14 protein-coding genes are annotated in these 13,043 nt (G+C 68.2%); 12 read left to right on the forward strand and 2 right to left on the reverse strand.

Annotated elements, in window-relative coordinates; all coding sequences use genetic code 11:
* Positions 1 to 102 precede the first annotated feature (102 nt).
* The 9 genes from mdcA (at position 103) to madM (ending at position 7,550) form a co-directional block, all read left to right on the forward strand.
* Positions 103 to 1,779, forward strand: coding sequence for a malonate decarboxylase subunit alpha (gene mdcA, locus ACWPW1_RS12510; RefSeq protein WP_271655000.1), 1,677 nt, complete (start codon positions 103 to 105; stop codon positions 1,777 to 1,779).
* Positions 1,779 to 2,636 (forward strand): triphosphoribosyl-dephospho-CoA synthase, encoded by an 858-nt coding sequence (locus ACWPW1_RS12515; protein WP_454253059.1) that lies wholly within the window; start codon positions 1,779 to 1,781, stop codon positions 2,634 to 2,636. Before mdcA ends, ACWPW1_RS12515 begins: the two co-directional genes overlap by 1 nt.
* Positions 2,636 to 2,950, forward strand: a complete 315-nt coding sequence (locus ACWPW1_RS12520; protein WP_059315057.1) for a malonate decarboxylase subunit delta — start codon at positions 2,636 to 2,638, stop codon at positions 2,948 to 2,950. The genes ACWPW1_RS12515 and ACWPW1_RS12520 overlap by 1 nt, the downstream gene beginning before the upstream one ends.
* Entirely contained in the window at positions 2,943 to 3,809 is an 867-nt protein-coding gene (locus ACWPW1_RS12525; RefSeq protein ID WP_454253060.1) for a biotin-independent malonate decarboxylase subunit beta, read from the forward strand. Before ACWPW1_RS12520 ends, ACWPW1_RS12525 begins: the two co-directional genes overlap by 8 nt.
* Positions 3,806 to 4,621, forward strand: coding sequence for a biotin-independent malonate decarboxylase subunit gamma (mdcE, locus tag ACWPW1_RS12530; protein WP_454253061.1), 816 nt, complete (start codon positions 3,806 to 3,808; stop codon positions 4,619 to 4,621). Before ACWPW1_RS12525 ends, mdcE begins: the two co-directional genes overlap by 4 nt.
* 11 nt (positions 4,622 to 4,632) lie before the next feature.
* Positions 4,633 to 5,322, forward strand: coding sequence for a malonate decarboxylase holo-ACP synthase (locus ACWPW1_RS12535; RefSeq protein ID WP_454253917.1), 690 nt, complete (start codon positions 4,633 to 4,635; stop codon positions 5,320 to 5,322).
* Positions 5,319 to 6,254 (forward strand): malonate decarboxylase subunit epsilon, encoded by a 936-nt coding sequence (gene mdcH, locus ACWPW1_RS12540; RefSeq protein ID WP_454253062.1) that lies wholly within the window; start codon positions 5,319 to 5,321, stop codon positions 6,252 to 6,254. Before ACWPW1_RS12535 ends, mdcH begins: the two co-directional genes overlap by 4 nt.
* 115 nt (positions 6,255 to 6,369) lie before the next feature.
* A complete protein-coding gene (gene madL / locus ACWPW1_RS12545) occupies positions 6,370 to 6,774 on the forward strand; it encodes a malonate transporter subunit MadL (protein ID WP_434774292.1) in 405 nt (134 codons plus the stop codon).
* Between the two features lie 5 nt (positions 6,775 to 6,779).
* Positions 6,780 to 7,550, forward strand: coding sequence for a malonate transporter subunit MadM (madM, locus tag ACWPW1_RS12550; protein ID WP_434774293.1), 771 nt, complete (start codon positions 6,780 to 6,782; stop codon positions 7,548 to 7,550).
* 9 nt (positions 7,551 to 7,559) lie between these two features.
* Here the strand turns inward: madM and ACWPW1_RS12555 are convergent, their stop codons facing one another.
* Complete coding sequence (locus ACWPW1_RS12555) at positions 7,560 to 8,468, reverse strand: LysR family transcriptional regulator (RefSeq protein ID WP_278441214.1); 909 nt, start codon at positions 8,466 to 8,468, stop codon at positions 7,560 to 7,562.
* A 133-nt stretch (positions 8,469 to 8,601) separates the two neighbouring features.
* Here ACWPW1_RS12555 and ACWPW1_RS12560 point away from each other — a divergent pair, with 133 nt between their 5' ends.
* The 3 genes from ACWPW1_RS12560 (at position 8,602) to ACWPW1_RS12570 (ending at position 12,052) form a co-directional block, all read left to right on the forward strand.
* Positions 8,602 to 9,501, forward strand: coding sequence for a LysR family transcriptional regulator (locus tag ACWPW1_RS12560; RefSeq protein WP_454253063.1), 900 nt, complete (start codon positions 8,602 to 8,604; stop codon positions 9,499 to 9,501).
* Between the two features lie 188 nt (positions 9,502 to 9,689).
* Positions 9,690 to 11,006 carry an MFS transporter gene (locus ACWPW1_RS12565; RefSeq protein ID WP_454253064.1) on the forward strand — a complete coding sequence of 439 codons (1,317 nt, stop codon included), beginning with the start codon at positions 9,690 to 9,692 and terminating at the stop codon, positions 11,004 to 11,006.
* Between the two features lie 47 nt (positions 11,007 to 11,053).
* Positions 11,054 to 12,052 (forward strand): succinylglutamate desuccinylase, encoded by a 999-nt coding sequence (locus tag ACWPW1_RS12570; protein WP_454253065.1) that lies wholly within the window; start codon positions 11,054 to 11,056, stop codon positions 12,050 to 12,052.
* Between the two features lie 72 nt (positions 12,053 to 12,124).
* On the opposite strand, the gene ACWPW1_RS12575 is transcribed toward ACWPW1_RS12570, so the two are convergent.
* Positions 12,125 to 13,006, reverse strand: coding sequence for a LysR family transcriptional regulator (locus tag ACWPW1_RS12575; RefSeq protein WP_454253066.1), 882 nt, complete (start codon positions 13,004 to 13,006; stop codon positions 12,125 to 12,127).
* Between the last annotated feature and the right edge of the window lie 37 nt (positions 13,007 to 13,043).

The following is a 13,043-nucleotide window of genomic DNA, read 5'->3' on the forward strand; positions in this document are numbered from 1 at the left end:
AAAACGTTAACTTCAGCGTAACGGTTTCGCCTCCAGGTTGATTGAATGCCAGGCAGCCGAGGTCTAGGGTGGCTCCACGACAGGTGATTCGTGGAGACCACAATGACAACGACATCCTCCCCACCGGCTCGGATCGCCAGGCGCCGCAGTGACAAGCAGCAGCGCCTGGACCGGGTGGCCCGGCTGGCCGATGGCAAGGTGTTGCCCACCGCCTCCATCGTCGCCGCACTGGAAAATCTGCTGGCCCCCGGCGACCGGGTGGTGCTGGAAGGCAACAACCAGAAGCAGGCCGATTTCCTCTCCCGCAGCCTGGCTCAGGTCGATCCGGCCAAGCTGCATGACCTGCACATGATCATGCCCAGCGTGGGTCGCGCCGAGCACCTGGACCTGTTCGAGCGCGGCATCGCCCGCAAGCTGGACTTCTCCTTTGCCGGCACCCAGAGCCTGAGGATCAGCCAGCTGCTGGAGGACGGCCTGCTGGAAGTCGGCGCCATCCATACCTACATCGAACTCTATGCCCGGCTGCTGGTGGACCTGATTCCCAAGGTGGTACTCAGCGCCGGCTTCATGGCCGACCGTGCCGGCAACATCTACACCGGCCCCAGCACCGAGGACAGCCCGGCGCTGATCGAGCCGGCGGCCTTCAGCGACGGCATCGTCATCGTCCAGGTCAACCAGCTGGTGGACGATGTCTCCGAGCTGCCACGGGTGGACATCCCGGCGGACTGGGTCGACTTCGTGGTGGTGGCCGACCGGCCTTTCTATATCGAGCCGCTGTTCACCCGCGATCCGCGCCACATCAAGCCGGTGCACGTGCTGATGGCGATGATGGCGATCCGCGGCATCTACGAACGCCACCAGGTGCAGTCGCTCAACCATGGCATCGGCTTCAACACCGCGGCGATCGAGCTGATCCTGCCCACCTATGGCGAGCGCCTGGGCCTCAAGGGCAAGATCTGCCGGCACTGGACCCTCAATCCGCATCCCACGCTGATCCCCGCCATCGAGAGCGGCTGGGTGGAAAGCGTGCACTGCTTTGGCACCGAGCTGGGCATGGAGGGCTATATCGCCCAGCGCCCGGACGTCTTCTTCACCGGTCGCGATGGTTCGCTGAGATCCAACCGGCTGCTCTGCCAGCTGGCCGGTCAGTACGCCGTGGACCTCTTCATCGGCGCCACCCTGCAGGTGGATGGCGACGGCCATTCCTCCACCGTGACGCGTGGGCGCCTCGCCGGCTTCGGTGGCGCGCCCAACATGGGCCATGATCCGCACGGTCGGCGTCACCCCACCCCGGCCTGGCTGGACATGCGGCAGCAGACCGGTGACAGCGCGCCCGCCCTGCTGGAACGCGGCAGGAAGCTGGTGGTGCAGATGGTCGAGACTTTCCAGGAAGGCGGCAAACCTACCTTCGTCGACACCCTGGATGCGGTGGAGGTGGCGCGCAAGAGTGGCATGCCGCTGGCGCCCATCATGGTCTATGGCGACGACGTCACCCACCTGCTCACCGAAGAAGGCATCGCCTATCTCTACCGGGCGCGCTCGCTGGAGGAACGCCGGGCGATGATCGCCGCCGTGGCCGGGGTCACCGCCATTGGCCTGCGCAGCGACCCGGCCGAGGCCCGGCGCCTGCGCCAGGAAGGCCTGGTAGCCCTGCCCGAGGACCTCGGCATCCGCCGCACCGACGCCAGCCGCGAGCTGCTCGCGGCCAAGAGCATCGGCGAGCTGGTGGAGTGGTCCGGCGGTCTCTATCAACCCCCGGCCAAGTTCAGGAGCTGGTGATGCGCGCCCTCGCCCACCTTGCCCCGTCACCCGCCGAGCGCCTGGCCGATTTGGCCGTTTCCGCCTTGGTGGACGAAGCCGAACTCTCGCCCAAGCCGGCCCTGGTGGATCGCCGCGGCCAGGGCGCCCACAGTGACCTCACCCTTGGCCTGATGCTGACCTCGGCCCAGGCACTGCAGCCCTGTTTCCAGGCCATGGCCGAAGCCGCCGAGCGGGGGCTGCCCGCGGCCGAACTGCGCCGTCTGATCGGCCAACTGGGGCGTGACGGCGAAGCCGCCATGCTGCAGGTCACCGGTGGGGTCAACACCCATCGTGGCGCCATCTGGGCGCTGGGGCTGCTGGTGACGGCGGCGGTACATGAACGTCCGACTTCTGCCCAAGCGCTGTGCCTGGTGGCCGGTCGCCTGGCCAGCCTGCCCGATCCGGAAGCGCCCCAGGCCGCGCCCAGCCATGGCCAACGCGTCGCCCAGCGCTATGGCGTCGGCGGTGCCCGGGCCGAGGCCGCCGCGGGCTTTCCCGCCATCCACCAGCGCGGCTTGCCGCAGCTGCGCGCCAGCCGCCAGGCCAGTGCGGGCGAGCAGAACGCTCGCCTGGATGCACTCCTGGCCATCATGGCCGCGCTGGACGATACCTGTGTGTTGCACCGCGCGGGCCCCGCGGCCCTCACCACCATGCAGCAGGGTGCCCGCGCCGTGCTGCAGGCCGGGGGCAGCGCCAGTCTCGCCGGGCGCCGCCAGCTGCTGACACTGGACCGCCAGTTGCTGGCCGCCAATGCCTCCCCCGGCGGCGCCGCCGATCTGCTGGCCGCCACCCTTCTCGTCGATCGCCTGGAGCCCCGGCTCCCTGGAGACCTCTGATGGAACATTTCACTTGCAGCTATCCGGCCAGCCAGCGCCGCCAGGGTCGCGCCCTGGTGGGCTGTGTCGGTTCGGGGGACCTGGAGGTCCTCCTCGAACCCGCCAACGCCGACTTCACCCTCAAGGTGACCACCTCGGTCAACGGCAGCGAACCTCGCTGGCGCGCCCTCTTCGACCGGCTGTTCGCTACCCGCGAGGACCTGCCGGCCCTGACCCTGGACATCCATGACTTCGGCGCCACCCCTGGCGTGGTGCGCCTGCGCCTGGAGCAGGGCCTGGAAACCCTCGACCTAGAGGAAAGCACCCATGGCTGAAGCCCCTCTTCCCGATGTCCAGGAGCTGCTGCACAGCCGCAGCTTCGTCGAACTCGGTGCCCGCGAGCGGGCCCGTGTGGTGCTCGATGCCGGCAGCTTTCGCGAGCTGGTCGGACCCTTCGAGCGGCTGATGTCGCCGTGGTTGCCCAAGCAGGGCATCGTCTGCCAGGCCGATGACGGCGTGGTGGTGGCCAAGGGGCTGATCGACGGCCAGCCCGCGGTGGTCTGCGCCATCGAGGGCGCCTTCCAGGGCGGCAGCATGGGTGAAGTGGGCGGCGCCAAGATCGCCGGTGCCCTGGAGCTGGCGCTGGAAGACAACCTCGCCGGCACCCCGACCCGCGCGGTGCTGTTGCTGGAAACCGGCGGTGTGCGCCTGCAGGAGGCCAATCTGGGCCTGGCCGCCATCGCCGAGATCCAGGCCGCCATCGTCGCCCTGCGTGCGCATCAGCCGGTCATCGGCGTCATCGCCGGCAGCGTCGGCTGCTTTGGCGGCATGTCCATCGCCGCCGGCCTATGCAGCCAGCTGATCGTCACCCGCGAGGCACGCCTGGGACTCAATGGTCCCCAGGTGATCGAACAGGAAGCCGGCATCGAGGAATACGATTCCCGCGATCGCCCCTTCATCTGGAGCCTGACCGGCGGCGAACAGCGGGTCGCCACGGGTCTAGCCGACGTCTTCGTCGCCGACGACAGCACCGCCGTGACCGCTGCCATACGCCAGGGCTTCGCGGGCGGCGGTGCAGCTCCCCTACGCAGCCAGCAGGCCGAGGCCTATCTGGCACGCCTTGCCGACCTCGACACCGGCCCCCAGGCGGATGCCGCGGCGGTTCGCCACCTCTATGCGGGAGATCAGCCATGAGCACCCAGCCTTCGCAACGCGGCCTGACCTGGTTCCAGGCCCTCGCCGGCCAGGGTGACCCCATCACGGGCCTGCCCGCTTCCCTGCGCGTCGCCGACCTCGAACTGGCCGGCCGGCCCGCACGCTGGCTGGCCGTGGTGCCCGATACCGACAATCCCTTCCCCCGCGCCCGGCAGGGCGAGGTCGGCCTGCTGGAAGGCTGGGGCCTGGCCCGGGCGATCCAGCAGGCCGTCACCCAGGATCGCGACGCCTCGGTAAAACGCACGTTGATCGCCCTGGTGGACGTGCCCAGCCAGGCCTATGGCCGGCGCGAAGAAGCCTATGGCATCCATCAGGCCCTGGCCGGAGCCGCGGGTGCCTATGCCGAGGCGCGCCTGGCCGGCCACCCGATATTGGGCCTGCTGGTGGGCAAGGCCATGTCCGGGGGCTTTCTGGCCCACGGCTACCAGGCCAATCGGCTGCTGGCCCTGCGTGATCCCCAGGTGCAGGTGCACGCCATGGGCAAGGCCTCGGCCGCGCGAGTGACCCTGCGTAGTGTCGAAGACCTGGAGCGCCTGGCCGCCGACATCCCGCCCATGGCCTACGACCTGGACAGCTATGCCTCCCTGGGCCTGCTCTGGCGCCAGCTGGAGGTCGCTCAGCCCGACCAGCCCTCGGCCGCCGATCTGGAGCAGGTACGCCAGGCCCTGGCCGAGGCCCAGGCCGATGTGCTCGCCAGCGGCACCACCGATCTCAAACTGCGTCTGGACGGTGCCAATCGCGCGGCCTCTCGCGAGGTGCGCGAGCGCCTGCGGGCAGGTTGGAAGGCGTGATGAGCGGGCGGATGGGCCCGTTGGGCTTCGCTGATGCTCAACCCAACCTACCGGACACCCCCGTAGGTTGGGTTGAGCGCAGCGAAGCCCAACACAGGCCCCACGACCTCCTCTGGGGCCTGACTCCGGAAGCCTTGCCCGCGCACGCTCCACTCTGGGCCCACCAGATCGCTCAGACTGGGCTGCCCGTGGTGGTGCGCCGAACCGCACCCGAGGCCGGCCGCATCCCCGTCGGCCTGCGTGGTGCCACCCGCGCCGAGCGCTTGGCGGCCTGGCTGGCACCGACCGCCGTAGTGCAACAGCGCGCGCCTGAAAACCTGCGGATCGCGGAGGGTCGCCGCGATCTACCCGTCTTCGACACCCTGGCCCGCATGCAAAGCCTGCTGGATGACCTGGGGCTGCCCTGGGGTCCTACCGGTGCTGCCGGTTACGAACTGGCTTGCGGCTGGCCGGCGCTACATGCCGGGAGCGATCTGGACCTGCTGGTCCGCTGCGACGTCCCGCTGCCTCGCGATCAGGCACGAGCGCTGTTGGCGTCGCTGCAGGCGCAGGCCCTCTGCCGGCTGGACATCCTCCTGGAAACCCCGCATGGCGGCGTCGCTCTCGCCGATTGGGCTGGACGGACCGCTCGGGTATTGCTCAAGACCGACGCCGGCCCCTGCCTGGTGGACGATCCCTGGCAACGGGAGCGCGCCGCATGAGCACCCTCTTCCAGTTTCCCGGCCAGGGCGCCCAGCGTCCCGGCCTGCTGCATGCCCTGCCCGCGGACCCCGAGATCCGACGCACCCTGGAGGAAGCGGCCAAGGTGCTGGAGGCCGACCCCCTGAGCCTGGACACCGCGCACGCCCTGGAACACACCCGCGCCGTCCAGCTGTGCCTGCTGATCGCCGGCGTCGCCACCGCGCGCCTGCTGCTGAATCGCGGACCGGCGCCGCAGCTGGTGGCGGGTCTGTCCATTGGCGCCTATGCCGCGGCGGTGGTGGCCGACGCCCTGGACTTCGCCGATGCCCTGCGCCTGGTGGCGCGTCGCGGTGAGTTGATGCAGGCGGCCTATCCCAAGGGCTACGGCATGCTGGCGATCCTTGGTTTGGACCGTGCCACGGTGGAAGGGCTGGTCGCTGACCACCATCGTGCCGAAGCGCCTATTTATCTCGCCAACGCCAATGCCGAACAGCAATACGTGGTGGCAGGTAACGACGCCGGCCTGGCGGTGCTGTCCGAGGCGGCGCGCACCCAGGGCGCCGCGGCGGCCAAGCGCCTGGCCATGAGCGTGCCCTCTCACTGCCCGCTGCTCGCCGAAGCCGCCCAGACACTCAACCAGGCCTTTGCCGAGGTCGAGCTACGTGCGCCTCGGCTGGCCTATCTGAGTGGGACTTCCGCGCGGCGGCTGGTGCACGCCGAGCAACTGCGTGACGACCTGGCCTTCAACATGGCGCGGCCCATCGAATGGCACGCCACCCTGGAAGCCGCCCGCGAGCGCGGCGTGCGCCTGGCTATCGAACTGGCGCCCGGCAGCGTCCTCAGCCAACTGGCCAAGCGCGTCCTGCCTCCGGCTGGCGTACTGGCCTGGCAGGATACCCACCCCGAGACCCTGGATGCGCTCAGGCGCGAGGAGGCGGCACGACTGGACTGAGCATTCCCCATACGGCGGCTGCCCTCACCCCAGCCCTCTCCTGAGGCAGAGGAGGTAAAAGCGAGGACAGTGGCCAGGCTTCACCCCACCCCAAGCACAACCGAGGAAAACAACAATGATCATCTACGGTGTCGCTTTACTCTCTCTCTGCACCCTGGCCGGTATCTTCATCGGCGAGGTCCTGGGCCGGCTCATCGGGGTCCCCGCCAACGTCGGTGGCGTCGGCATCGCCATGTTGCTGCTGATCTTCTTCAGCAGCTGGATCAGCAATCGCGGCACCGGACTCAAGGCCAAGACCGAACAGGGCGTGGAATTCTGGAGTGCCATCTACATTCCCATCGTGGTCGCCATGGCGGCGCAGCAGAACGTGGCCGGGGCCCTGCACAGCGGACCCATGGCCATCCTCGCCGGCCTCGCCGCGGTCGGTATCGCCTTCGCGCTGGTCCCGGTGATCGACCGCCTGGGACGCAAGAAGCCGGCGACCGCCGCCACCGCCCCCCTTAGCCAGACCGCCCGGTGACCACCATGCTGATCGAAGCCCTGAGCAAGACCACCCAGTCCTACGGTTTGATCGCCTCGTTCGCCATCATCGGCGTCATCATGTGGGTCTCCTACTGGCTCTCCGACAAACTGACGCGCGGCCGCCTCCATGGCTCCGCCATCGCCATCTTTCTCGGGCTGCTGCTCGCCTATGTGGGCGGGGTCATCAGTGGTGGCCAGAAGGGTCTGGTCGACCTGCCGCTGCTGGGTGGCCTGGGCCTGCTCGGCGGTGCCATGCTGCGCGATTTCGCCATCGCCGCGACGGCCTTTGGCGTGAACATGCGCGAGCTGCGCGAGGCCGGCATCGCCGGGGTCGTCGCCCTGCTCCTGGGCGTGCTCTCGTCCTTCATCGCCGGCGTCGCCATCGCGCTGGCCTTTGGCTACACCGACGCCGTGAGCCTGACCACCATCGGCGCGGGCGCGGTGACCTACATCGTCGGCCCGGTCACTGGCGCGGCCATCGGCGCCAGCTCCGACGTCATGGCGCTGTCCATCGCCGCCGGCCTGGTGAAGTCCATCGTGGTGATGATCGCCACCCCCTTCCTGGCGCCCTACATCGGCCTGAACAATCCGCGCACCGCCGTGATCTTCGGCGGCCTGATGGGCACCTCCAGCGGCGTGGCCGGGGGCCTTGCGGCCACCGATCCGCGCCTGGTGCCCTATGGTTGCCTGACCGCGGCCTTCTACACCGCCCTGGGTTGCCTGCTCGGTCCTTCGTTGCTGTTCCTGGCGACTCGCGCCGTCGTGGGCGGTTGAGAGCCTGGTCTAGCCGCGGGCATACATCCGGCATTCGGCGACGAAGGCCAGCAGATTGGGATCGCGCTCGCGGCTGCGCAGGAACACCGCGCCAATGCGCTGCTGCAGACGGTAGCGCGGCGCCAGGGGCAACAGCTTGAGGCGGTTCTGGTAGACCGCCTCGACCCGCCCGGGCAGCAGTGCGTAACCCACCCCGGAGCTGACCATGCTCATCAGCGAGAAGATGTCGTTGACCTGCATGATCACCTCCGGCTCGAAGCCGGCCTGGGCGAACACCTGGCGCCCGTCGCGAAAGGTGGCGAAGCCCTGGGTCAGGGTCACGAAGGGCACGCCGGCGAGGTCACGCAGGTCGACCTCGGCCTGGTCGGCGAAGGGCGAATCACTGGGCGCGGCGAGAAAGATGTCGTCACTGAACAGCTCCACGCTTTCGCAGTCGGCATCCACCACGGCGTCGTCCAGGGCCACCAGCATGGCGTCCAGCTTGAAGTCGTGCAGTTGCTCGGCGAGATCGGCGTTGGAGCCCAGCACCAGATCGATGTTGAGTTCGCTGCGCCTGAGCTTGAGCCCCATGATCAGCTGGGGCACGGTCTTGACCGTCAGCGAATAGAGCGCCCCCAGACGAAAACGATCAGCCGAAAACCCCGCCGCCTGGCGCGTGAGCCGTACCGTCTCGGCCAGGTCCTGCATCAACCGTTCGGCACGGGCCTCCAGCACGAAGGCGCCGTCCAGCGGCGTCAGGGTGCGCCCCTCGTGCTTGAACAGCGGGCAGCGCAGGGCGTTTTCCAGCGAGTGGATGGCCCGATGCACGCTGACATGGCTGGTGCCCAGTTCAGCGGCGGCGCGTGCCAGGTTGCGACTGCGCATGAAGGCCAGAAAGATCTCCAGCTTGCGCAGGGTAAGTTCGTCGGTATCGGACATGGCGGCCAGCGAGCGAGGAAGACAGCCGCTCACCTTGCCCGGATAGGCGGGCGGCGTCGAGGCCCCGTGGCGGACTGGTCGTGAACGCCGGCACACCGTACCCTGCCCTGGCCTCGAAACAGGTCTGGGATCTATGCAACTGGAATGGCTGGAAGACTTCATCGAACTGGCGCGCACCCGTAGCTTCTCGCGTGCGGCGGAAAACCGCTTCGTGACCCACCCGGCTTTCGGCCGACGTATCCGAGCCCTGGAAGACTGGTGCGGCGCTTCGCTGATCCGTCGTCAGCAGCCCATCAGCCTGACGCCCGAGGGCCTGCTGCTGCTGGAAACGGCGCGCGAGGTGGTCGATCGGCTGAGCGAATGCCGCTCGCTGTTCCAGGGCGCCGCCCTGCAGCGCGAACAGCCGATCCGTATCGCCACGGGCCGTACGCTGGCCAGCGACTTCTTTCCGGAGTGGTACGACAGCCTCAGTGCGCGCTTCGGCGAGTTTCCCGTCTCGCTCATTACCAGCGGTGCCCAGGAAGCCATCAGCCGACTGGCCGCGGGCGATGCCGATCTGATGCTGATCTTCAGCAGTCCGCTGACCGAACGACTGCTCGATCCGGCGCGCTTCGACTCCCTGGTCATCAGCCAGGACGAGCTGCTGCCCGTCAGCGCGCCAAATGCCGACGGGCAACCCCGCCACCGTCTGGACGATGGCGCTCCCGCCGTACCTTGGCTGGCCTTCGCACCGTCGCTGGCCCTGCGTGGCGTCCTGGCGCGGCATCTCGCCCGCCTGCCGGGCAAGCTGGCCATGCGCATGATCTACCAGGCCGACTCCTACCCCGCCATCCACCAGATGGCCCGACGCGGCCACGGCCTGGCCTGGTTGCCCCGCATGGTGGTACGGGAGTCCCTGGCCCAGGGCACTCTGGTGCTGGCGGGATCGACCGGTCTGGTCGCCACCTTCGACATCTGCCTGCACCGGCTGCGCGGTCGCCACGATGAACGCCTCGAACGCATCTGGCAGACCTTGGCAGAAAGCGCCCCATAACGGTGCACGGCGAAATAATCGGCTCCAGGCACTCCGCCAGCACGCAGGCTCTTGAGCCCCTGTGCCCACTTGGCCCTCAGTTGTGCCGAAACGGCAATTGAGCCACTGCCCAACCATGACCCAAGGTTGAACCTCACTCGTGAAGGCGCCGCCACCCTCGGCCGCGCTCCGCCAAGGGGAACCAGGCCATGCCGCACTCCATATCGACCCTTGCCAGCGCCGTGGCTGGCGCACCAGCCCGGCGCGGCTCCTGGAAGGAAATCTGCGCGGCCGGCATCGGCAACGCGCTGGAATTCTACGACCTGCTGATCTACGGCTACTTCGCCGTCATCATCAGCCGGCAGTTCTTTCCTGCGGAAAATGAAACCACCTCCCTGCTGCTAAGCGTGGCCACCTTCGCCATCTCCTTCATCATGCGGCCTCTGGGTGCCGTGGTGCTGGGCTCCTATACCGACCGCCGCGGTCGCAAGGCCTCGCTGACGCTGTCCATCGCCCTGATGATGATCGGCACCCTGCTGATGACCTGCGTGCCTACCTACGGCCAGATCGGCCTGCTGGCGCCGCTGATCGTGATCATCGCGCGGATGCTGCAGGGCTTTTCCAGCGGCGGCGAGTTCGGCGCCTGCACCGCCTTCATGGCCGAGAACGCCACCGAGGGTCGGCGCGGCTTCTTTGCCAGCTGGCAGCTGTCCACCCAGGGCCTGGCCACGGTCTTCGCCGCCGGCGTGGCGGCGGTCCTGAGCTATGTGCTCAGCCCGGCGCAGCTGGACGACTGGGGCTGGCGCCTGGCCTTCGGCATCGGTCTGTTGATCGGTCCTATCGGCCTGTATATCCGCCGGCAGATGGATGAAACCCCCGAATTCAAGGCGCTGGCCCGCCGCGAAGGCCCGGAGCCGACCCCGGTGCGGGATCTGCTGAAGGCCGACTGGCGCGTGCTGCTGCTGTGCATCGGCGTGGTGTCCGGCGCCACCGCCTTCAACTACGTGCACAAGCTGTACATGCCCACCTACGCCATGAAGCAACTGCACATCGCCGCCACCTCTTCCTTTCTGGGCGCCTTCATTACCGGCCTTGCCATCATGCTAATGTCCCCGGTGTTCGGCATCCTGTCCGATCGCTTCGGCCGCCTGCGGGTGCTGGGCATCGCCATGACCCTGGTCGGCCTGTCGTCCTATCCGCTGTTCCTGCTCCTCAACGCCCTGCCCTCCATCACCACCCTGCTGCTGGTGCAAGCGCTGGTGGGCGTCTTGATCGCCGCATCCCTCGGGCCGATCCCCGCCATGCTGGCCGATGCCTTTCCCACCCGTACCCGCGGCTCGGGCCTGTCGCTGAGCTACAACTTCTCGGTCACGGCCTTTGGCGGCTTCGCCCCGTTGGTGGTGACCTGGATGATCAACAGCAGCGGCGACAACCTGGCCCCCAGCTATTACGTGATGGCCACCGCCGCCCTGAGCCTGGTCTCGATCCTGGCGCTGACCCGCGCCCGGCGCCACGTCCCGTCCTGATCCATCGCCGGGGCCCGGCCCCGGCATGCCCACCCTAGGAGCCTGCCATGACCACTCTCGCCCAGATCCGTGCCGGTCTGCCCCGCTACCCCATCGAAGTCGCGTTTCCGGACGTCGACCGCTGGAAGACCGGCAACACCGGCATCGACTACGTCCACACCTTCGACAGCGGCGTCGAAGGTCCTCACGTGGCCATCATGGCCCTGACCCACGGTAACGAGGTCAGCGGCGCCATCGCCGTCGACGAATTGCTGAGCCGGGGTATCCGTCCGCGCCGCGGCAAGCTGACCCTGGCCTTTGGCAACGTGGCCGCCTATCACGCCTTCGACCCGGACGACATCGACGCCACCCGCTACCTGGAGGAGGACATGAATCGCGTCTGGCTGCCACAGCGACTCCAGGGTCCGGCCACCACGGCAGATCTGGCGCGCGCCCAGCAACTGCGCCCGCTGATCGACGAGATCGACTGGCTGCTGGATATCCATTCCATGCACGAGCATTCCGCACCACTGATGATGACCGGTCCCCTGGAAAAAGGGCTGCGTCTGGCCGCCCAATTGGGTACACCGGAATTCGTCATCGCCGACGCCGGGCATCAGAACGGTCGGCGTCTGCGTGACTATGGCGGCTTTGGCGAAGGCGATAGTCCCAAGAACGCCCTGCTGATCGAAACCGGCCAGCACGTGCTGGCCGTGAGCCGTCAGATCGCCCTCGATTGCGTCGCGCGCTTCCTGCTATTGGCCGAGGTGGTGGATGAAGCTGCGGTAGCCGACCTGTTACAGGTGGCCAAGCCGGTGCGCCAGCGCTTCCTGCGGGTGACCGATGCCATCGTCGCGGACACCCTGGACTTTCGCTTCACCCAGGACTTCAAGGGCCTGGAGACCATCGCCGAAGCGGGCACTCTCATCGCCACCGACGGCGAGCGCGAGATCCGTACGCCCTACGCCAACTGTGTGCTGATCCAGCCCTCGATCCGCCACCTGGGTAGCGGCGTCACCGTCGTGCGCCTGGCGCGGGAGCTGGGCGAGGACGAAGTGCCGCGCTGAGCCGGGGAGTGAGGCGCTGCAGGTGCCGCTTGTCACACTGTCTTAGCAGGAACGAGGGTGATCCTTCGACCACTAAGGCACCTGCAGCCGTTCCCTGAGCAGCGCAACGAACGCCTGAGCCGCCGGGGTAAGGCTGCGGCCGGCGGGGGTCAGGATGCCCAGCGGGCGGGCCAGGCTTTCGCCGCGCACCGGCAGCGCAACTACCAGCGCCTCGCCGCCCGCCGACTCCGGCAGCAGGGCCACGCCCTGCCCGGCGGCCACCAGGGCCAGCAGGGTGCTCATGTAGTTCGCCTCCAGGGCCGCCACCAGGCGCAGGCCGGCGGCGGCGAAGGCGAAGTCCAGGCACTCGCGCACGCTGCTGTCACGCCCGGTCAGCAGCAAGGGTACGGCGTCGAGTTCGGCCAGGGTGATTTCCGTCCGCTCCGCCCAGGGATGGTCGCGGGGCACGAACAGCTGCAGGTGATCGACGTACAGCGGCTGAAAATCGAGCCCCACGGCGCGCGGGCGGACGCCAATGCCGAGATCGACATGACCTTCGCGCACCAGCGCCTCGACTCTACCGGCCACCACATCCTGCACCCGGATTTCGATAGCCGGATGGCGCGCCTGAAAGACCCTCAGCAGTTCCGGAAAGGGCCCCATGAAAAACGACGGCAAGGCGGCCAGGGTGACCCGCCCGCGGCGCAGGCCGGCCAGGTCCCGGGCATGGGTCTGGACATCGCCCAGGTCCACCAGGACCCGTTCCAGAGGGCTGCGCAGCTCTTCACCCGCGGTGGTCAGCTGGACCCGCCGCGGGGTGCGTTCGAGCAGCTGCACCTCAAGCCAGGCTTCGAGCTGCTGGATCTGCACGGTGAGCGCGGGCGGTGACAGGTGCAACTCCTCTGCGGCGCGGGCGAAGGAGCCATGACGGGCCACGGCAAGGAAGGCCTGCACGTGCTGGAGCAGATTCTTCATTTTGTTTTTCTGAACGCTGCTTCGGAAGATTCCAATT

This window comes from Pseudomonas sp. Marseille-Q7302, assembly GCF_965111925.1.

What these genes read in the sequence shown, in the direction of transcription:
- mdcA (WP_271655000.1), top strand. Translation starts at nt 103, where the DNA reads ATGACAACGACATCCTCCCCACCGGCTCGGATCGCCAGGCGCCGCAGT.
- ACWPW1_RS12515 (WP_454253059.1), top strand. Translation starts at nt 1,779, where the DNA reads ATGCGCGCCCTCGCCCACCTTGCCCCGTCACCCGCCGAGCGCCTGGCC.
- ACWPW1_RS12520 (WP_059315057.1), top strand. Translation starts at nt 2,636, where the DNA reads ATGGAACATTTCACTTGCAGCTATCCGGCCAGCCAGCGCCGCCAGGGT.
- ACWPW1_RS12525 (WP_454253060.1), top strand. Translation starts at nt 2,943, where the DNA reads ATGGCTGAAGCCCCTCTTCCCGATGTCCAGGAGCTGCTGCACAGCCGC.
- mdcE (WP_454253061.1), top strand. Translation starts at nt 3,806, where the DNA reads ATGAGCACCCAGCCTTCGCAACGCGGCCTGACCTGGTTCCAGGCCCTC.
- ACWPW1_RS12535 (WP_454253917.1), top strand. Translation starts at nt 4,633, where the DNA reads ATGGGCCCGTTGGGCTTCGCTGATGCTCAACCCAACCTACCGGACACC.
- mdcH (WP_454253062.1), top strand. Translation starts at nt 5,319, where the DNA reads ATGAGCACCCTCTTCCAGTTTCCCGGCCAGGGCGCCCAGCGTCCCGGC.
- madL (WP_434774292.1), top strand. Translation starts at nt 6,370, where the DNA reads ATGATCATCTACGGTGTCGCTTTACTCTCTCTCTGCACCCTGGCCGGT.
- madM (WP_434774293.1), top strand. Translation starts at nt 6,780, where the DNA reads ATGCTGATCGAAGCCCTGAGCAAGACCACCCAGTCCTACGGTTTGATC.
- ACWPW1_RS12555 (WP_278441214.1), bottom strand. Translation starts at nt 8,468, where the DNA reads ATGTCCGATACCGACGAACTTACCCTGCGCAAGCTGGAGATCTTTCTG.
- ACWPW1_RS12560 (WP_454253063.1), top strand. Translation starts at nt 8,602, where the DNA reads ATGCAACTGGAATGGCTGGAAGACTTCATCGAACTGGCGCGCACCCGT.
- ACWPW1_RS12565 (WP_454253064.1), top strand. Translation starts at nt 9,690, where the DNA reads ATGCCGCACTCCATATCGACCCTTGCCAGCGCCGTGGCTGGCGCACCA.
- ACWPW1_RS12570 (WP_454253065.1), top strand. Translation starts at nt 11,054, where the DNA reads ATGACCACTCTCGCCCAGATCCGTGCCGGTCTGCCCCGCTACCCCATC.
- ACWPW1_RS12575 (WP_454253066.1), bottom strand. Translation starts at nt 13,006, where the DNA reads ATGAAGAATCTGCTCCAGCACGTGCAGGCCTTCCTTGCCGTGGCCCGT.